This is a genomic window from Paenarthrobacter sp. R1 (assembly GCF_030264015.1).
In the GTDB taxonomy this organism is placed as follows: domain Bacteria; phylum Actinomycetota; class Actinomycetes; order Actinomycetales; family Micrococcaceae; genus Arthrobacter; species Arthrobacter ureafaciens.
On sequence record NZ_CP127115.1, the window covers coordinates 3,945,926 to 3,965,168 of the forward strand.

18 protein-coding genes are annotated in these 19,243 nt (G+C 63.9%); 11 read left to right on the forward strand and 7 right to left on the reverse strand.

Annotated elements, in window-relative coordinates:
• The gene (locus tag QN084_RS18825; RefSeq protein ID WP_031216614.1) at positions 1-1,608 is read left to right on the forward strand and encodes a monocarboxylic acid transporter; all 1,608 of its coding nucleotides are present in this window, start codon (positions 1-3) and stop codon (positions 1,606-1,608) included.
• A gap of 82 nt (positions 1,609-1,690) precedes the next feature.
• On the opposite strand, the gene QN084_RS18830 is transcribed toward QN084_RS18825, so the two are convergent.
• From QN084_RS18830 to QN084_RS18840, 3 genes are all read right to left on the reverse strand, one after another.
• Positions 1,691-2,710, reverse strand: a complete 1,020-nt coding sequence (locus tag QN084_RS18830; RefSeq protein ID WP_069694489.1) for a PHP domain-containing protein — start codon at positions 2,708-2,710, stop codon at positions 1,691-1,693.
• Between the two features lie 19 nt (positions 2,711-2,729).
• The gene (locus tag QN084_RS18835; RefSeq protein ID WP_225740047.1) at positions 2,730-3,437 is read right to left on the reverse strand and encodes a hypothetical protein; all 708 of its coding nucleotides are present in this window, start codon (positions 3,435-3,437) and stop codon (positions 2,730-2,732) included.
• Positions 3,438-3,556: 119 nt separating this feature from the next.
• Positions 3,557-4,027 (reverse strand): Lrp/AsnC family transcriptional regulator, encoded by a 471-nt coding sequence (locus QN084_RS18840; RefSeq protein ID WP_031216615.1) that lies wholly within the window; start codon positions 4,025-4,027, stop codon positions 3,557-3,559.
• 195 nt (positions 4,028-4,222) lie between these two features.
• Between QN084_RS18840 and pdhA the strand changes: the two genes are divergently transcribed.
• Genes pdhA through QN084_RS18855 form a run of 3 tightly spaced genes read left to right on the forward strand, consistent with a single transcriptional unit; the run spans position 4,223 to position 7,697 of the window.
• On the forward strand, positions 4,223-5,389 hold the full coding sequence (gene pdhA, locus QN084_RS18845; protein WP_069694490.1) for a pyruvate dehydrogenase (acetyl-transferring) E1 component subunit alpha: 1,167 nt from the start codon (positions 4,223-4,225) through the stop codon (positions 5,387-5,389).
• Positions 5,389-6,399 (forward strand): alpha-ketoacid dehydrogenase subunit beta, encoded by a 1,011-nt coding sequence (locus QN084_RS18850; RefSeq protein WP_021472591.1) that lies wholly within the window; start codon positions 5,389-5,391, stop codon positions 6,397-6,399. Before pdhA ends, QN084_RS18850 begins: the two co-directional genes overlap by 1 nt.
• Entirely contained in the window at positions 6,396-7,697 is a 1,302-nt protein-coding gene (locus QN084_RS18855) for a dihydrolipoamide acetyltransferase family protein (RefSeq protein ID WP_069694491.1), read from the forward strand. Before QN084_RS18850 ends, QN084_RS18855 begins: the two co-directional genes overlap by 4 nt.
• On the opposite strand, the gene QN084_RS18860 is transcribed toward QN084_RS18855, so the two are convergent.
• Positions 7,694-8,548: an NAD-dependent epimerase/dehydratase family protein gene (locus QN084_RS18860; RefSeq protein WP_021472593.1), complete on the reverse strand. Its 855-nt coding sequence runs from the start codon at positions 8,546-8,548 to the stop codon at positions 7,694-7,696. The two genes, QN084_RS18855 and QN084_RS18860, sit on opposite strands and share 4 nt — an antisense overlap.
• Before the next feature lie 158 nt (positions 8,549-8,706).
• Positions 8,707-9,342: an SACE_7040 family transcriptional regulator gene (locus QN084_RS18865; RefSeq protein WP_021472594.1), complete on the reverse strand. Its 636-nt coding sequence runs from the start codon at positions 9,340-9,342 to the stop codon at positions 8,707-8,709.
• A 133-nt stretch (positions 9,343-9,475) separates the two neighbouring features.
• Here QN084_RS18865 and QN084_RS18870 point away from each other — a divergent pair, with 133 nt between their 5' ends.
• From QN084_RS18870 to QN084_RS18900, 7 genes are read left to right on the forward strand one after another with little or no spacing between them, the layout of a single operon-like run.
• Positions 9,476-11,086: a carboxyl transferase domain-containing protein gene (locus QN084_RS18870; protein WP_069694492.1), complete on the forward strand. Its 1,611-nt coding sequence runs from the start codon at positions 9,476-9,478 to the stop codon at positions 11,084-11,086.
• Between the two features lie 2 nt (positions 11,087-11,088).
• Entirely contained in the window at positions 11,089-13,245 is a 2,157-nt protein-coding gene (locus QN084_RS18875; RefSeq protein WP_021472596.1) for an acetyl/propionyl/methylcrotonyl-CoA carboxylase subunit alpha, read from the forward strand.
• Entirely contained in the window at positions 13,242-14,405 is a 1,164-nt protein-coding gene (locus QN084_RS18880) for an acyl-CoA dehydrogenase family protein (protein ID WP_021472597.1), read from the forward strand. Before QN084_RS18875 ends, QN084_RS18880 begins: the two co-directional genes overlap by 4 nt.
• Positions 14,406-14,425: 20 nt before the next feature.
• Positions 14,426-15,223 carry a CoA transferase subunit A gene (locus tag QN084_RS18885; RefSeq protein ID WP_021472598.1) on the forward strand — a complete coding sequence of 266 codons (798 nt, stop codon included), beginning with the start codon at positions 14,426-14,428 and terminating at the stop codon, positions 15,221-15,223.
• A gap of 2 nt (positions 15,224-15,225) precedes the next feature.
• Positions 15,226-15,978: a CoA transferase subunit B gene (locus QN084_RS18890; RefSeq protein WP_069694493.1), complete on the forward strand. Its 753-nt coding sequence runs from the start codon at positions 15,226-15,228 to the stop codon at positions 15,976-15,978.
• Positions 15,975-16,475, forward strand: a complete 501-nt coding sequence (locus tag QN084_RS18895; RefSeq protein WP_069694494.1) for a MaoC family dehydratase — start codon at positions 15,975-15,977, stop codon at positions 16,473-16,475. The genes QN084_RS18890 and QN084_RS18895 overlap by 4 nt, the downstream gene beginning before the upstream one ends.
• A gap of 24 nt (positions 16,476-16,499) precedes the next feature.
• The gene (locus QN084_RS18900; protein WP_069694495.1) at positions 16,500-17,348 is read left to right on the forward strand and encodes an HpcH/HpaI aldolase/citrate lyase family protein; all 849 of its coding nucleotides are present in this window, start codon (positions 16,500-16,502) and stop codon (positions 17,346-17,348) included.
• Between the two features lie 82 nt (positions 17,349-17,430).
• Here the strand turns inward: QN084_RS18900 and QN084_RS18905 are convergent, their stop codons facing one another.
• Both QN084_RS18905 and QN084_RS18910 read right to left on the reverse strand, forming a co-directional pair.
• The gene (locus QN084_RS18905) at positions 17,431-18,552 is read right to left on the reverse strand and encodes a Gfo/Idh/MocA family protein (protein WP_069694496.1); all 1,122 of its coding nucleotides are present in this window, start codon (positions 18,550-18,552) and stop codon (positions 17,431-17,433) included.
• The gene (locus tag QN084_RS18910) at positions 18,537-19,238 is read right to left on the reverse strand and encodes a ThuA domain-containing protein (RefSeq protein WP_021472603.1); all 702 of its coding nucleotides are present in this window, start codon (positions 19,236-19,238) and stop codon (positions 18,537-18,539) included. The genes QN084_RS18905 and QN084_RS18910 overlap by 16 nt, the downstream gene beginning before the upstream one ends.
• Positions 19,239-19,243: the final 5 nt, after the last annotated feature.

Consider the following 19,243-nt stretch of genomic DNA (forward strand, 5'->3'; position numbering starts at 1 on the left):
ATGGTCCCTGCAGTGGAAGTTGCTGCACTCAAAGACACCACACTCTTGAACATGGGCATCTTCGCCCTCTTCGTTGCGGTCACCATGGTGATCGTCTTCCGTGCCAGCAGGAACAACAAGACTGCGGCTGACTACTACGCCGCCGGACGTTCCTTCACGGGCTCCCAGAACGGAACTGCCATCGCCGGCGACTACCTTTCGGCGGCCTCGTTCCTCGGCATCACCGGCGCGATCGCCATCAACGGCTATGACGGATTCCTTTACTCGATCGGGTTCCTCGTGGCCTGGCTGGTTGCCCTGCTGCTTGTGGCAGAGCTGCTGCGGAACACCGGTAAGTTCACCATGGCCGACGTCCTGTCCTTCCGCCTCCGGCAGCGGCCGGTCCGGATTGCCGCTGCGCTCTCGACGCTGGCGGTCTGCTTCTTCTACCTGCTGGCCCAGATGGCGGGAGCGGGCAGCCTGATTTCGCTGTTGCTGGGCATCAGCGACTGGGGCGGCCAGGCACTGGTGATCATCGTCGTCGGCGCCCTCATGATCATGTACGTCCTGATCGGCGGCATGAAGGGCACCACTTGGGTGCAGATCATCAAGGCCATCCTGCTCATCGCCGGCGCGGCCGTCATGACAGCCTGGGTACTTTCCATCTACGGCTTCAACCTGTCCAACCTCCTGGGATCGGCAGCGGAAGCCGCCAACAACCCCGCAATCCTGAACCCGGGCCTGCAATACGGCAAGTCGGACACCTCCAAGCTCGACTTCATGTCCCTTGGCCTGGCGTTGGTCCTTGGCACGGCAGCACTGCCGCACGTCCTGATGCGCTTCTACACCGTTCCCACGGCCAAGGAAGCGCGCAAGTCCGTGGTGTGGTCCATCTGGTTGATCGGCCTCTTCTACCTCTTCACCCTGGTACTGGGGTATGGTGCCGCAGCCCTGGTGGGCGCGGAGACCATCAAGTCTGCCCCGGGCGGCGTGAACTCCGCGGCTCCGCTGCTGGCCTTCCACCTGGGCGGGCCGCTGCTGCTGGGCTTCATCTCGGCTGTCGCCTTCGCCACCATCCTCGCGGTGGTTGCCGGCCTCACCATCACCGCGGCGGCATCGTTCGCCCACGATATCTACGCCAACGTCATCTCCAAGGGCAAAGCCGACGCCACTACGGAAGTGAAGGTTGCACGGCGCACCGTAGTGGTCATCGGCATCCTGGCAATCCTCGGCGGGATCTTTGCCAACGGACAGAACGTTGCCTTCCTGGTGGCACTGGCCTTCGCGGTCGCGGCCTCGGCCAACCTGCCCACCATTGTCTACTCCCTGTTCTGGCGGAAGTTCACCACGCAAGGTGCGGTGTGGAGCATGTACGGCGGCCTGGCCTCAGCCATCCTGCTGATCACCTTCTCGCCGGTGGTGTCCGGTGCCAAGACCTCCATGATCCAGGGAGCCAACTTCGCGTTCTTCCCGCTCAGCAACCCCGGTATCGTCTCCATACCGTTGGCTTTCTTCCTGGGCTGGTTGGGTACAGTCCTGGACAAGCGGCGTGAAGACGCTGCCAAGCAGGCCGAAATGGAGGTGCGCTCGCTGACCGGCGTCGGAGCCGAGAAAGCGGTAGACCACTGATCCGCTAAACCATCGCGGTCACGCTGTGGAAGCAGTGCCCCTCATGCCTTCGGGCGGAGGGGCACTGCTTCTTTGAGGGTCGCTACTTCTTGAGGGCCAGCCATTCCTGCAACTGCGCCAGCGGCCAGGTTGTTACGATCCTTTCCCGGGGTACACCGGCGGCCTCTGCCCGCTCCGCACCGTATTGCAGGAAGTCCAGTTGGCCGGGAGCATGGGCGTCACTGTCGATGCTGAAGAAGCACCCTGCATCAAGGGCCATCTGGATGAGCCGTTCGGGCGGGTCCTGGCGCTCCGGCCGGGAATTGATCTCCACCGCTACTCCCCATTCGGCACATTCCTTGAAAACCTTTGCGGCGTCGAACTCGGATTCGGGCCTGGTGCCGCGCGAACCCTGGACCAGCCGTCCGGTGCAATGGCCCAGGACGTTGGTGTGGGGGTCGCTGATGCCGCCGAGCATGCGCTGTGTCATGGTCTTCGAATCGGAGCGCAGCTTGGAATGGACGCTTGCCACCACCACATTCAGCCGTTCCAGCATTTCCGGCGTCTGGTCCAGGGTTCCGTCTTCCAGGATGTCCACTTCGATGCCCTGGAGCAGCCGGAACCCGTCCTGGCCGGCGTTGACCTCCTCCACTATGCCCAATTGCTGCTCGAGGCGTTCCGCGCTGAGGCCGTTGGCAATCGTGAGGTTGGGGGAGTGGTCCGTCAGTGCGAGGTACTCGCGGCCCAGGGTGCGGGCTGCCGCCACCATCGTTTCGATCGGCGATCCGCCGTCGGACCAGTTGCTGTGGCTGTGCAGGTCGCCGCGCAAGGCCGAAGCAAGCCCATGGCCACCGGCGGCGAGCGGTTCGCTGCCCCGCTCGCGGAGGTCGGCCAAGTAGTCCGGAACGCGGTCTTCCATGGCCTGCGAAATGACTTCCGCGCTGCGGTTGCCAACCCCCTTCAGGCTCGTCAGCCGGCCGGACGCGATCAGGCGCGGCAACTCGCCGGGCGGCAGCTGCCGCACGACGTCGGCCGCTTTCCTGAAGGCCTGCACTTTGAACGTCGGTGCGAGGCTGCGTTCCAGCCAGAAGGAAATTTCATCGAGCGCCTCAACGGGATCCATGGCTCCATGATCCCCGATGCTATGGGCGCAGGCGGATACTGCTCATTTTGAGGTCGTTCGTGCCCTCGAAGACATAGTGGAGGTTGATCGTCTTGCCGTCGCACTGCAGCGTCCCGGAGAGATCGGCCTTGTTGTTTCCGTTGTTGTTGTTCACGCTGACGGAGTTGTAGTTGGGCTTGCAGGAGTTATCCAGTTCCAGGCTTGCAATGCCGTCAATGAACGACTGCTTGTCCAGTTCGTCCTTGAGGGCCTGGTGGAGGTAGTCGTCGTAGGCTTCCTCGGTATCGCCGGCCACAACCAGTTTGGTGAACTCGTCGGCCAGCCCGCGCGCCTTGGACGTCGCGTTGCCCACGACGTTCACGAGCACCAACACCCCCACCACGGCGAGGACGATCACGCCGGCTACGATGCCCAGGACGATCCATAGCGTCTTCCGCTTCTTGGCAGGAGGAGTGGACGGCTGCCCGTACTGCCCTGGCGGGTACTGGCCTGGTTGGGGCGGGTATTGCCCTTGCCCTTGCCCTTGTTGGGGGTAGGGGTTTGGACTGCCGTAGTTAGGTGCGCCTCCCGCGGGACTTCCCTGCGGAGCTGCGTACGACGGCGGCTGTTGCCACTGCGGAGGCGTCCCGGACTGTGCGGGGTTGCCCGACGGCGGCGGGTACGGACCCGCCGGATCGGGATTGCGTGGAACATCGCCCTGTCCGTTGGGCTCTTGTGGATTACTCACTCTCGGACCCCTTTCAGCAGCCTGCTTCCGCGCCACCTTTGTGGCCGGGAACTTCCGGCAGCCCCCGATGCTTTCCTTTGAATCAAACAGCATCCTGACAGTCCGGGCAAGAGTGACTGCTACCCTTCCGAGCGCCTTCCCAGAAGCGGCTGGACCCGGTAGGGAATCATCTCCCGCATGGCCAGCGCTGTATCCGTGCGCTCAACGCCGTCGCAGGCCAGGATCTTGCCGTTGATCCTGAAGAGGTCCTCCGCGTCCAAGGCCACCACCCGCAACAGCAGGTCAGCCGAACCGGTCAGGCCGAAGCCTTCCAGGATTTCCGGGATATCGGCCAGGTCCTTTGCCAACGTTGCCAGTTTCTGCTGCTGCACGTGGACACTGATGAAGGCTGTGAGCGGGTACCCCAGCGCGACCGGATTGATCCGCCGTTCGAAGGACAGGAAGGCGTGCTTCTTCTCAAGCTGTGCCATGCGCGCCTGGACGGTGTTTCTGGAGAGGCCGAGCTTTTGGGCCAGGGCGACCACTGTTCCCCGCGGGTCCTTCGCCATGGCCGAGAGGAGACGGGTATCGGTGCCATCCAGTGGTTGCATAATGCGCAAGATTAGCACGGGCCTGAAGGGACAAACATGGCAGGATGCTCAATTTCCAGCAGGGTAGTTGTACCCCATGCCCTTTGTGAGTAGGGTCACAAATAACCCGGGCGAAGGAGCCCGGGGGCCGGTCTGCGGCTGGATCACAAGTCCCGCGCGGGCCGACGAATACGAGCCGGAAGGTCGCGATCACCAATGTTGACGGATAAGGCGGGAACGGACGCAGGCACCACTGCTCCGGACCCGGGACTCAGCGGACACAATCCCTTACGGACCGGCGGCGGGATGCTGCAACTGGTCTCCCCGGAGGGGGAGCGGATAAGCCATCCCGAGTTCGATCTCTGGATCAAGGACGTCGGAGACGAACAGCTTTGTTCCCTCTTTGAGGACATGACTGTCATCCGCCGCATCGACGCCGAGGCCACCGCCCTGCAACGCCAAGGTGAACTGGCCCTGTGGCCGCCCCTGCTCGGCCAGGAAGCATCGCAGATCGGTTCCAGCCGGGCCCTTCGTGACGAAGACTTCGTCTTTCCCAGCTACCGCGAGAGCGGCGTGGCGTATGTGCGCGGCGCCCACGTGTCCGAGATCGCCAAGGTCTGGCGCGGCAACGCTTTATACAGCTGGGATCCGCAGCGGATCAACATGGCCACCCCCCAGATCATCATCGGGTCCCAGAGCCTGCACGCCACCGGCTATGCGATGGGCGTTCAACTGGACGGCGCCAGCTCCGCGGTCATGGCCTACTTCGGCGACGGAGCTACCAGTGAAGGCGACGTCAACGAGGCCATGGTCTTCGCCGCCAGCTTCCAGGCCCCGGTGGTGTTCTTCTGCCAGAACAACCACTGGGCCATTTCCGAACCCGTGCGCGTACAGTCCCACGTCCAGCTGGCGGACCGTCCCACCGGTTTCGGCATTCCCAGCATGCGGGTTGACGGCAACGACGTCCTGGCCGTCATGGCAGCCACCCGGGTGGCGCTGGACAGGGCACGCAAGGGCGGTGGGCCGACGTTCATAGAAGCGGTCACGTACCGCATGGGTCCGCACACGACGGCGGACGACCCCACCCGTTACCGGGACGCCAACGAACTGGAAGACTGGGCGGCGAAGGATCCCATCCTCCGCATTCGCAGGCTGCTCGATGCCAAAGGCCTGCTGACGGAGGAACTTGAAGCACAGGTCAAAGCGAAGGCCGACGCCGTGGGAACCGAATTGAGGACCAGTTGCATCACCATGCCGGATCCCCAACCCCTGGATGTGTTCAACCACGTCTACAGCACGCCCAATCCTTGGATTGAACGGCAGAAGGACCACTATTCGCGCTACCTGAACAGCTTCAACACCGTCGAGGAAGGTGCCCGCTGATGTCCAAGCTCACTTTTGCCCGGGCCATCAACGCAGGGCTCCGCAAGTCATTGGAAAGCGATCCCAAGGTAGTTCTCATCGGCGAGGACATCGGTACCCTCGGAGGTGTTTTCCGGGTCACCGACGGACTCCAGAAAGACTTCGGGCGGCACCGCGTCATCGATTCCCCGCTGGCGGAGTCAGGCATCGTAGGCACGGCAGTCGGCCTTGCCTACCGCGGCTACCGCCCTGTGTGCGAGATCCAGTTCGACGGTTTTATCTACCCTGCTTTCGACCAGATCGTCAGCCAGGTGGCCAAGATGCACTATCGGACGCAGGGCCGGGTCAAAATGCCCATCACCATCCGGGTTCCCTTTGGTGGCGGTATAGGCTCTCCGGAGCACCATTCGGAGTCCCCGGAGGCCTATTTCACCCACACGTCCGGGCTGCGGGTGGTGGCCGTATCCAATCCGCAGGATGCCTACACCATGATCCAGCAGGCCATCGCCTCGGATGACCCCGTGCTCTACTTCGAACCCAAGCGCCGCTATCACGACAAGGGCGATGTGGATGAGGCCGCGGACCTCTCATCGGCACTTCCCATGGACAAGGCAGCCGTGGTGAACGCCGGCACGGACGTCACTCTGGTGGCCTACGGTCCCTTGGTCAAGACGGCCAGGGATGCCGCGCAGGCCGCGGCGGACGAGGGAACCTCGGTGGAAGTCATCGATCTTCGGTCCTTGGCGCCGGTGGACTACCCCGTGGTCGAGGCGTCGGTCCGCAAGACCGGCCGCCTGGTCATCACGCATGAGGCAGCCCAATCCGGCGGCCTGGGTGCCGAGATCGCGGCCAGCATCACGGAGCGCTGCTTCAACTACCTAGAAACAGCGCCGGTGCGGATCACTGGCTTCGACGTTCCCTACCCCTATTCCAAGCTCGAAATGCACCATCTGCCGGACTTGGACCGGATCCTGGATGGCGTTGATCGCGCGCTGGGCCGCCCCAACTCGTTGAGTGGACTGGAAGGATGAGCGCCACCATGATCAAGGAATTCAAACTTCCGGACCTCGGCGAGGGCCTCACTGAGTCCGAGATCCTTAGCTGGAAAGTGGCGGTGGGGGATACCGTCAGCCTCAACCAGGTCATTGCCGAGGTTGAGACGGCCAAGGCAGTGGTGGAGCTTCCGTCCCCGTTTGCGGGAGTGGTAGCGGCTTTGCATGAGGAACCCGGCACGGTGGTTGAGGTGGGCAAGCCGATTGTCTCGTTCGAAGTGGACGACGCCGGAGCTGCCCAGGGCGCAGAGGCGACGGACGCCGAATCTCCGGCCGGTCCCGCCAAACGCGAGCCGAACCTGGTAGGTTACGGCGCCGTCGTCGAGCATTCAGGGCGGCCCGCGAGGCGTGCCCGCGCTGCTGCCCCGGCGGTTGCTCCCCGGGCAGAGGAAACGGCCGTCGGGGAGAGGCCGCGTTCCACGCCGCCCGTCCGCAAACTGGCCCGGGACCTCGGCGTCGATCTGGAGCGCGTCACCGGAACCGGCCCGCACGGGCTGATCACCCGCGAGGATGTACAAAACTTTGCGGGCGCATCGGCACCGGACGCACAGGCCCCCACGGCGCCGGCCGCCCTTGACCGGGAAACCAGGACCCCGGTCAAGGGCGTACGCAAGTTCAGCGCGGCTGCCATGGTGCAAAGCGCCTTCACCGCACCGCACGTCACGGAGTTCCTGACCGTGGATGTCACTCCCACCATGGAGTTGTTGGCCCGGCTAAAGAGCAACAAAGCTTTCGACGGCGTGAAGTTGACCCCGCTCACTATCGCGGCAAAGGCCGTGCTGATTGCTCTGCGGAACAACCCCACCCTCAATACGCACTGGGACGATGAAAAGCAGGAGATTGTCCAGTACCACTACGTCAACCTCGGCATCGCGGCCGCTACTCCACGCGGCCTGACGGTGCCGAACATTAAGGATGCGGAGCAGCTGCCGCTGCGAGAACTCGCCGTTCAGTTGTCCGAACTGACGGACACTGCCCGGGCAGGGAAGACATCCCCGGCGGACCTGTCGGGCGGCACGATCTCGATCACCAACATAGGTGTCTTCGGCATTGACGCCGGGACGCCCATCCTCAACCCGGGCGAAGCTGCCATTGTGGCGTTGGGGGCTGTGCGGAAAGCGCCGTGGGTGGTGGACGACGAACTGGTGGTCCGCCAGGTGATGTCGCTCAGCCTGTCCTTCGACCACCGCCTGGTGGACGGGGAACAGGGGTCGCGGTTCCTGGCCGACCTCGGTGCGATCCTTTCCGACCCGGCGATAGTGCTGACCATGGTCTAGCTTGCCTGGCGGGTGTCCCGCCAGCTGTGTTCGGGTTCGAATCCCAGTAGCCTCCGGGCCTTGTCGATGGACAGCATCGTTTCGTGCTGCTGCAGTTCCTTGACGACGTCGACGCCGGGAAAGACTTCCGCGGCAAGTTCGGCACTGCTCCGGCTCATGACGGTGTCTGCCGCGGCGATGATGAACCGTTCGAACCCTGGCGGGGCAACCTCGAGGGCGCGGGCCACGGCCTGGGCGCCGTCGCGGGCGTCGATGTAGCCCCAAAGGTTCCACTTACGCCGGGTCGCGTCAGCGTCGAAGGACGGGAACGCGCCGTAGTCTTCAGGATCCATGACATTCGAAAAACGCAGGGCCGTGATGCTGAGCTCGGGGTCCCATCGGGTGAGTTGGATGGCCATCTGCTCTTCCAGGTGCTTGACCAGCGAATACGTGCTTTCGGGCCGTGCGTCGTATTCCTCATCCACCGGGATGTAGGGCGGCGGCGCATCGAAGGGTAGGCCAAGCACTGTCTCGCTGGAGGCGTAGACGACCTTCTTGATGCCTGCACGGCGTGCTGACTGGAACACGTTGTAGGTGGAGAGCATGTTGTTCTCGAAGATCGCGGAGTCGGGGGCCAGCCCGGGGGCCGGGATGGCCCCTAGGTGGACGATCGCATCCAGACCGTCGTGCCGGTCGTCGAGCCCAAGGATCACGTCCACCACCTGGCCGTAGTTGCGCAGGTCGACGCTGACGTATCCAGGGCCCCGCTCGCCGTCCCGGTCGAGGTTGAACACTTGGTGGCCATCCTCTGCCAGCCTCCGCACGACGCTCCTGCCCAACTTTCCGCTTCCACCGGTGACAGCAATCTTCATGGGGTTCTCCTTCGATGATCAGGTGTGACGTTTCAAAGCTGTTTCCAACCCTAGGGGGCGGCCCATGGGCGGGGACATACTTCAAGCTGGCCCTGTGAGTCCTAGGAAAGGCAGGACGGGTCCCGGGAAGGCAGGGCGGGTCCCGGGAAGGCAGTTCGTCAGCCTGCCGGCGTTCCAACAGTCAAGGCCGCCAGTGCCATCCGTTCAAGAACCGGCCGGGCAGACTTCACGGCGATCTTCCTGCCATGCTGGCGGACGGAATGCGGGGTGGAGTTGATCAGGCCGAAAGCGGCATGCGCGCGGACCCGAAGCTCGGCGGGATCACTGCCGGGATGCACCTCCTTGAGGACATCAACCCACGTCTCCACATAGCCACGCTGGAGGGCCCGCACCTCCGCCTGGTCAGCTTCGCTGAGGCTTCCGAAGTCGCGGTCCTGGACCCTGATGACGTCCGGATTCCGCAGGGCAAAGTCCACGTGGAAAGCAACCAGGCCCTCCAAGGCTGCAAGCGCATTCCCGGCCTCGGCCACCACCTTGAGCCCACCGTCCTGCAGCTCGCGGCTGACGCTCAGGAGGAGCTCGCCCAACACGGCCTGCTTACCGGGGAAGTGCCGGTACACGGCAGGTCCGCTGACGCCCGCGGCGGCGCCAAGGTCCTCAAGGGAAACCCTGGCGAATCCGTTCTCCGCGAAGAGGCCGGCAGCGGCGGAAAGCAACGCCACGCGCCGCTCTTCCTTGGCCTGGCTGCGCTGTGTTGCCTGGCTGCGCTGGGTTGTTTGAGCATGCTGGGTCACAGTTTCCTCCTCGCCACCCGCTGTACGTGCTGGACATCACAGTTAATCAAGACTAACCTAAATTTCAGTTATGAGGCACTAACCGAAATGACGTGGATCTGACACCGTTCGGACCGGAATGGGACAGTAGTCGATGGAGACGATAGCCAGCGTTGCAGGGGCTGCCACGAGCACCTTTGCGGCCAACGAGGAAGCCCAGCGCAAGCTGGTGGATGAACTTAAGGAGCGCCTCGCAACCACTGCGCTGGGCGGCCCGCCCAAGTCCCGCGAGCGCCACATTTCCCGTGGAAAACTCCTTCCCAGGGAGCGCATCGATTACCTGTTGGACGAGGGCAGCCCGTTCCTGGAGATTGCGCCGCTGGCGGCCAACGGCATGTACAGCGACGATTCACCTGGAGCCGGGGTCATCGCAGGCATCGGGCTGGTCCATGGCCGGCATGTGCTGGTCATCTCCAACGACGCCACCGTCAAAGGCGGAACCTACTATCCCATGACGGTGAAGAAGCACCTCCGGGCGCAGGAGATTGCCTTGGAGAACAAGCTGCCGTGCATCTACCTCGTGGACTCCGGGGGCGCCTTCCTTCCCAAGCAGGACGAGGTGTTCCCCGACAAGGAGCACTTCGGCCGGATCTTCTACAACCAGGCGCGCATGTCGGCTGCCAAGATTCCACAGATCGCCTCAGTGATGGGTTCCTGCACGGCCGGTGGCGCCTACGTCCCGGCCATGAGCGATGAGACGGTCATTGTGCGGAACCAGGGCACCATCTTCCTTGGCGGACCGCCGCTGGTGAAGGCAGCCATCGGAGAGATCGTCACGGCGGAGGAACTCGGTGGCGGCGACGTTCACGCCAAGGTATCCGGAGTAGCGGACCACCTGGCCGAGAACGACCAGCACGCGCTGGAAATTGTCCGCGACATCGTGGCGACGTTGCCACAGCCGGCCCCGCCGGCCTGGGACGTGCTCGACGTCGTCCTGCCGCCCGTCGTCGAACCGTCCGGTATCTACGGCGTGGTTCCGACCGACGTCAACGCGCAGTACGACGTTCGCGAAGTCATTGCCAGGATCGTGGACGGTTCCGAATTCCATGAGTTCAAGAAGGACTACGGGACAACGTTGGTGACGGGCTTTGCGCATCTGTACGGACACCCCGTGGGCATCGTGGCCAACAACGGAGTGCTGTTCAGCGAGTCCTCACTCAAAGGGGCGCACTTCATTGAACTGTGTGACCAACGTGGAATTCCCCTGATCTTCCTGCAGAACCTTTCCGGGTTCATGGTGGGCAAGGACTATGAACAGGGCGGCATAGCGAAGAACGGCGCCAAGATGGTCACTGCGGTTGCCACAGCCCGGGTTCCCAAATTGACGGTAGTGATCGGCGGCAGCTTCGGGGCGGGCAACTACTCCATGTGCGGCCGTGCCTACTCGCCACGGTTCCTGTGGATGTGGCCGGCAGCCCGTATCTCCGTGATGGGCGGAAACCAGGCTTCCAGTGTCCTTGCCACCGTCAAACGCGAACAGCTGGAGGCCGCGGGCCAGGAGTGGTCCGCCGAAGACGAGGAAGCCTTCAAGGCGCCCATCAAAAAGCAATACGAGGACCAGGGGAGCCCTTACTACTCAACGGCGCGGCTCTGGGACGACGGCATCATCGACCCCGCCGACACCCGCCGGGTCCTGGGGATGGCCCTGGACGTCGTTTCCCGCCAACCGCTGCCCGAAACTTCCTTCGGCCTTTTCAGGATGTGACCATGACCGTGCCCACAACAACCCGGAATGCGCCGGCAGAGCCGGCCGAGCGGCATTCCTTCACATCAGTCCTGGTAGCCAACAGGGGAGAGATCGCCTGCAGGGTCATCCGGACGCTGCAGCACATGGGCATCCGGGCCGTGGCTGTCTACTCAGATGCGGACAAGGACGCCAAGCACGTGGCCATGGCAGACGCTGCCGTGGGCATCGGTGGAACGGCCCCGGCGGAGAGCTACCTGAAGATCGACGCGATCATTGAGGCCTGCCGCCAAACAGGCGCCGAAGCCGTGCACCCGGGATACGGTTTCCTGTCCGAAAACGTTGAGTTCGCCAAGGCGCTGGATGCCGCCGGCATCGTGTTCATTGGGCCCGGGATCGAAGCGATCGAACTGATGGGCGACAAGATCCGTTCCAAGAACCACGTAATGTCCTACGGCGTTCCCTGCACGCCGGGTATCGCAAAGGCCGGGCTGACGGACCAGGACCTGATTGACGCCGCACCATCGGTGGGCTTCCCCCTGCTCATCAAACCGTCGGCCGGTGGCGGCGGAAAAGGCATGCAGGCGGTGGAACGGCCCGAAGACCTTCCTGCAGCCCTGGCCGCAGCCCGGCGGGTTGCAGCGGCCGCCTTTGGCGACGACACCCTTTTCCTGGAACGCCTGGTCCGTTCCCCCCGCCACATCGAAGTCCAGATCCTGGCAGACAACCACGGGAACGTCATCCATGTGGGCGAGCGCGAATGTTCCTTGCAGCGCCGGCACCAGAAGGTGATCGAAGAAGCCCCCTCGGCACTTTTCCGTTCCATGCCGGACGGTGAAGCGCAACGGGCACGGATCGGAGAAGCCGCTTGCAACGCGGCCCGGTCAGTCAACTACAGCGGCGCCGGCACCGTGGAATTCCTGGTGTCCGATGACCATCCTGACGAGTTCTTTTTCATGGAGATGAACACGCGCCTGCAGGTGGAACACCCCGTGACGGAACTCGTGACGGGCATCGACCTGGTGGAATGGCAGGTGCGGATCGCTGCAGGTGAGGTCCTCACCCTGGCGCAGTCCGACGTCGTACTTAAGGGGCACGCAGTAGAGGCGAGGGTTTACGCGGAGGTCCCCGAACGGAACTTCATGCCGTCCATGGGGCGGGTTGTGCAGCTGGCCGAGCGGGGACTGCCGGATCGGCGGATCTCCGGAGCCCGGGTGGACGATGCAACGGTCCGGATCGATTCGGCCATGCGGCAAGGGCTCGACATCACGGGCGACTACGATCCGATGCTCGCCAAAGTGATCGCCTGGGGCCCTGACCGCGCGGCCGCCCTTGACGAACTGGATGCCGCGTTGGGCCGCTACACGCTGCTCGGCCTGGACACCAATGTGGAGTACCTGCGGCTGCTGATCAACGAACCCGACGTCCGTGGGGGCCACCTGGACACCGGACTGATCGAGCGGAAACTGCCGGGCATGACCTTCCGCCACATCGGACCGGAGCAAGTGGCGGCGGCCGGAGTTGCGCTCTGGCTTGAGCGGACCGGTTTCCCGCGGGCCGGGGATGCCTGGGCGCTGCCGGACTCCTGGCGCGTAGGGCAGCCAGCGGCTTGGACCGCCGCGTTCGGGCTGCCGGACGGCTCTGTGGCCACCGCCTCGATAGCTGACCACGGCGGCCAGGTGAGAGTAATGCTCGACGGCGGTCCCGGCGTCGGGCGCCAGGCCGTCACAGTGACCGGGGTGGAGCGGACCGACGACCGGATCAGCCTGGACGTCGACGGCGTGAACCTCACCTACGCGCTGGGCCGGGACAACCGGGGAATCCACCTCGGAAACGCCGGCTGGTCCTGCCGCCTGGAGGTTTTGAACCGCGCCGAAAAGCTCAAGCGCATGCTGGCAGGAATCCAGCAGGAGGAGGGAACCGCGGACCCCGAGGTGCGCTCGCCCATGCCCGGAACGGTGGTCTCCGTGGCCGTTTCCGACGGCGAAACGGTCGCCGAAGGGCAGATACTCCTCGCCGTCGAGGCCATGAAGATGGAGCACCAACTGGTGGCCTCCGTCCATGGAACAGTCCACCTCACCGTAGCAACAGGCGACCTCGTCAAGGCAGACCAGGTACTCGCCAGCATCCATGCCACCCCAACCAGTGCCGTCCCAACCACTAAGGAAACCCAGCCGTGAGCACTTTCGACCTTTCCGAGGAATACCAGGACCTCAGTGACTCCGTCCGCGAGTTCGCCGATGAAGTAGTGGCCCCAGTCTCGGCCAAGCACGACGAAGAACACAGCTTCCCCTACGAGGTCATCAAGCAGATGGGGGAGATGGGACTCTTCGGCCTGCCTTTCCCCGAAGAGCACGGCGGCATGGGCGGGGACTACTTCGCGCTCGCACTGGCCCTGGAACAACTGGGCCGCGTGGACCAGTCGGTAGCCATCACCTTGGAAGCCGGAGTGTCCCTCGGTGCGATGCCCGTCTACCGGTTCGGGACCGAAGAACAGAAGGAACAATGGCTTCCGCCCCTTGCCTCCGGGCAGGCGCTCGCCGGGTTCGGGCTGACCGAACGCGAAGCCGGATCCGATGCCGGGGGCACCAAGACCCACGCCCACCTGGAAGCCGGCGAATGGGTGATCAACGGTAACAAGGAGTTCATCACCAACTCCGGCACGGATATCACCCGGCTGGTCACGGTCACCGCGGTCACCGGCAAGGAAGAACGCCCGGACGGCAGTATCAAGAAGGAGATCTCCACCATCCTGGTGCCCACGGAAACCCCCGGCTTTAAAGCGGAAAAGGCCTACAACAAGGTGGGCTGGAACGCTTCGGACACCCACCCGTTGACACTGGACAACGTCCGGGTTCCCGAATCCAACCTGCTCGGCGAGCGCGGACGCGGCTACGCCAACTTCCTTTCCATCCTTGACGAAGGCCGCATCGCGATCGCGGCTTTGGGTACAGGAGCCGCCCAGGGATGCGTGGACCTGTCCGTGAAATACGCCAAGGAACGCAGTGCCTTCGGGCAGAACATCGCCAAGTACCAGGCCATCCAATTCAAGATCGCGCGGATGCAGGCCAGGGCCCACACGGCACGTCTTGCCTACTACGACGCAGCGGCCAGGATGCTCGCGGGGAAGCCGTTCAAGACCGAGGCGGCCATCGCTAAGATGGTCGCAGGCGAGGCTGCCATGGACAACGCGCGGGATGCCACCCAGGTATTCGGCGGGTATGGCTTCATCAACGAATTCACCGTGGCCCGGCATTACCGGGACTCCAAGATCCTCGAGGTCGGGGAGGGCACCACGGAGGTTCAATTGATGCTCATCGCCCGCGAGCTGGGTCTTTAACCGCAGGGGAAGGATCAAGGATGATTGACAAGGTTGTTGCCAGCGCCGCGGAAGCGGTGAAGGACATCCCGGACGGTGCCTCGCTGGCCGTCGGCGGGTTCGGACTGTGCGGAATTCCGGTCGCGCTGATAGACGCCCTGCATCAACAGGGCACCACTGGACTGGAGACGGTCAGCAACAACTGCGGCGTGGACGACTGGGGCCTTGGCATCCTCCTCAAGGACGGCCGCATCCGGCGAACCATCAGTTCCTACGTGGGGGAGAACAAGGAGTTCGCCCGCCAGTACCTCGCCGGTGAACTGGAGGTGGTCCTCACCCCGCAGGGAACCCTGGCGGAGAAGCTGCGTGCCGGCGGCGCCGGGATCCCCGCTTTTTATACCAAAGCCGGCGTGGGCACCCAGGTGTCCGAAGGCGGGCTGCCGCAGAAGTACGACGCCGACGGGAACGTTGAGAAAGCGTCGGCGCCCAAGGAGGTGCGCGCCTTCAACGGTGCCGACTTTGTCCTTGAGGAGTCCCTGACCCCGGACTTTGGACTTGTCCACGCCTGGAAGGGCGATCGCCACGGCAACCTCGTCTTCCATGCAACGGCAATGAACTTCAACCCGCTGTGTGCCATGGCAGCAAAGACCACCATCGCCGAAGTGGAGGAACTGGTGGAGCCGGGGGAGCTCGATCCCGAACACATCCACACTCCGGGCATCTTCGTCCAGCGCGTGGTGGTATCGCCGACGCCGGAGAAACGGATCGAGAAGCGCACGGTATCCGTCACGGACACATCCGGCGCAGGCACGGCGGAGCAGCAGGCGGGAGGAGCCTAACCATGGAATCGAACACGTATCACGATGTGCCGCCACGTCCCGAAGCCGTGCGGCACGAATACCGCAGGGCCGACGTCGACCACCACGAGGCCAAAGGCTGGACGCGGAATGAACTGGCCGCCCGGGTGGCCCGCGAACTGGAGAACGGGCAATACGTCAACCTGGGGATCGGCATGCCCACACTGATTCCCAACCACATCCCTGACGGAGTAGAGGTCATCCTGCACTCGGAGAACGGCATCCTGGGCGTGGGTCCCTACCCGGCCGAGGACAAAATCGACCCCGATGTGATCAATGCCGGCAAGGAGACGGTCACAGTGAACGCCGGTGCGGCTTTCTTCGATTCCGCGTCGTCGTTCGGGATGATCCGCGGCGGCCACGTGGATGTCGCCGTCCTGGGCGCCATGGAGGTGGCCTCCAACGGCGACCTCGCCAACTGGATGATCCCGGGAAAGATGGTCAAGGGCATGGGCGGGGCCATGGACCTGGTGTTCGGCGCCAAGAAGGTGATCGTCATGATGGAACACGTTGACCGTAACGGCCGCCCGAAAATCGTGAAGGACTGCACCCTTCCGCTGACCGGCAAGGGATGCGTGGACCGCATCATCACTGACCTTGCCGTGATCGACGTCGTGAAGGACGAAGGCGAACCCCGGCTGGTCCTGCGGGAACTTGCGCCAAACGTCACCTTGGACGACGTCGTGGCGGCAACTGGCGCGGAACTGTTCGAAGAAGACCAGGAACTCACCGTATGACCCGGGTAGTGGTGCAGCGCGGTCTCTATTTTGACGAACTGGAAGAGGGCGTCGTGTATGCGCACAGGCCCGGCCGCACAGTGACCGAAGCGGACAACGTCCTCTTCACCACTATGACCATGAACACCCAGGCGCTTCATCTGGACGCAGCCTGGAGTTCGACGCAGCCATTCGGCCAGCGCCTGATGAACTCCATGTTCACGCTGTCGGTCATGGTGGGCCAGTCCGTGACCCAGCTGACGCAGGGCACCATCGTGGCGCAGTTGGGGCTGACGGATGTTGCTTTCCCGCACCCGCTCTACCACGGCGATACGCTGTACACGGAGACAGAGGTCACCGGGAAGAGGCTTTCATCGTCCCGTCCCGGCCAAGGGTTGGTGACCATGCAACACATCGGCCGGAACCAGGACGGCAAGGAAGTGGCGCTGGCAACGCGGACGTGTTTGATGTGGACCAAGGAAGCGCACGCCTCCCAAACCGACGTCTCCAAGCACTAGTCACGCCCAGCAGCAAGGAACCCGATGCCCACTCCTGCCGACCTTCCCTTCACCATGGGTCCTGCCCTCCTGTTCTGCCCTGCGGACCGCCCGGAACGCTACAGCAAGGCGGCCGACCGCTCCGATGCGGTGATCCTGGACTTGGAAGATGCCGTTGCGCCTGCTGACAAGCAGCGTGCCCGGGGTGCCATCCTGGCCCAGCTGGGCGCGGCGGGAGATACGCCGGAGCTGGAACCCAGCCGCACCATCGTGAGGGTCAACCCGGTGGGTTCGGCTGAGTTCGGGAAGGACCTCCACAGCCTGGCCCACACGCCATACCGCACTGTGATGGTTGCCAAGGCGGAGAGCGCAGAGGACATGCGGGCCCTTGACGGTTACCGGGTCATTGCCCTCTGCGAAACGGCCGCCGGTGTGCTGAATGCCGCTGCCATCGCGGCGGAACCGAATGTGGTGGCGCTCATGTGGGGCGCGGAGGACCTGCTGGCATCCCTGGGCGGGCTTTCCAGCAGGAACGACGACGGCGGGTACCGGGCTGTTGCCCTGCACGCCCGTTCCGCTGTACTGCTTGCCGCAAAAGCCGCGGGCAAGGAAGCCATCGACGCTGTCTACGTGAACATTCCGGACCTTGACGGCCTGGCCGTGGAATCGCGGGATGCCGTGGCGAGCGGTTTCGGGGCGAAAGCCTGCATCCATCCGTCCCAAGTGGCTGCGGTGCGGGAAGCCTATGCGCCTGTGCCTGAAGCCGTGGAGGAAGCGCGCGAGTTGTTGGATGCCGCCTCCGCTGCGGGCAGCGGTGTGTTCCAGTTCAAAGGGAAGATGATCGACGGCCCCATCCTCAAACACGCTGAATCGGTGCTGCGGAGGGCCCTTTAAGGCCCGTTACAGGCGCGAGGTGGCATTTAATGCCAATGTTTCCCGGAAACACTGTCATCAAATGCCACCTCGTGTGTGCGTCTTAGGCTGAGACCTTGGTGGCCAGCTCAGTCAGCGGCACTGCCGGCGGCCGTTGTGCCGTGCTCTTGATCGATACCGAATGCCCCGACTTCGCAGACTCAAGGACCGACTCCATCACCTCAAGGGCGTGGAAGGCGAGCCCGCCCCCGGCACGCGGTTCCTGGCCTGCGGGAGTTGCCGCAAGGTCGGCAATGCCAAAGCCCCGGCCCGAATCCACATAGCCGGCCGAGACGGGCAGTGTTTCCCAATCCTCGGCGCCGAGCGCGAACAACTGGACCTCGCCGTCGAAATGGTTGGGATCCGGAACCACCAGGGAACCCTTCTCGCCGTGGATTTCCAGGTTGGGACTCTTGGTCTTGACGGCGTCGAAGCTCATGAAGAGCGTTGACAGCGCACCAGAGGCATGGACCAATACTCCTGTCACGTGCGAGTCGATGTCCACCGGTACTTTCTGGCCCTCGCGGGGACCGGAACCGATGGTGCGTTCATTCCTCGTGTGGCTCGCGGCGCCCACCACGGAGACGACCGGACCCAGGAGAGTGACCAATGCCGAGACGTAGTACGGGCCCATGTCCAGCAGCGGTCCGCCGCCGGGCTGGTAGTAGAAGTCCGGGTTCGGATGCCAGCGTTCGTGGCCGGGCGTGGCCATGGTGGCCGTCGCCGAGATCGGGGTACCGATCAGGCCGTCGTCGATCGCTTTGCGGGCCGTTTGGATGCCCGTGCCCAGGACCGTATCCGGCGCACAGCCCACCACCACTCCGGCGGCCCGTGCAGCGTCGAGGACCTGCCGGGCCTCTTCGGAGGTAGCGGCGAGCGGCTTCTCCCCGTACACGGACTTGCCGTTGGCGATGGCCTTGAGGGCCACGTCGGCGTGCGCCGCCGGGATAGTCAGGTTGAGCACCAGGTCGACGTCGTCCGCCGCCAACAGCTCTTCCACCTGCATTGCCCGGACGCCTTCGTAGGAGTCCGCCACTGCCTGGGCACGGGCCGGATCGAGGTCCGCCACGGCCACGAGGTTGACCGAATCAAGGCGCCGGAAATTGCTCAGGTACTGGGCGATGATGGCGCCGCAGCCGATGATTCCGACGTTAAGCTGCTTGGTGTTTTCTAGCGGGTTGCCCACAGCATGCCCCTCTCGATGATGGTGCGGACGTTGGAGTCCTGGAGAACTTCCACACGGTGTCCCGGGGTGCAGACGAAGATCCTGCCCTTGCCCCACTGGCGCGTCCAGATGGCAGGGGAAGTAACCTCCCGGTTCCAGGGGTCCCATTCGCGCACCTTCTGGGTGGTGGTGGCCAGGACGTCGATGTAGTCGTCGGCCAGGACCCAGTACTGCTCGGTGACCAGGTCAAAGTCGGACAATCCGGCAGTGATGGGGTGTTCTGCGGCCGCAGGGAGCATGTTCACCGTGTAAGGAACGTAGTTGTCCGACTGCTCGCCGATCCTTTCGTCCGGGTGCTTGCCGGGATGGCAGGCGAACTGGCCCCCGATCAGGTGGAGGTAGTCGGAGTTGTTGCGGTAGGAGTCGGCGATGCCGCCGTGCCAGCCTGCCAGGCCCGTACCGTTCTCGACGGCGGCACGAAGTCCCTCGAACTCGTCCTTCTCGATGGTGGACATGGTCATGCACTGCACGATCAGGTCCACAGTTGCCATGTAGTCGGCGTCTGCGTAGATTTTGGGCGATTCCTCCACCCGTACCTCGAAGCCTTGGGCTTTGAGGTACGGGATGAAGAGTTCGGTGGCCTCCACAGGCTGGTGTCCGTCCCAGCCCCCGCGTACCACCAGGGCGGTTTTGTTATTGCTCGACATGGTTT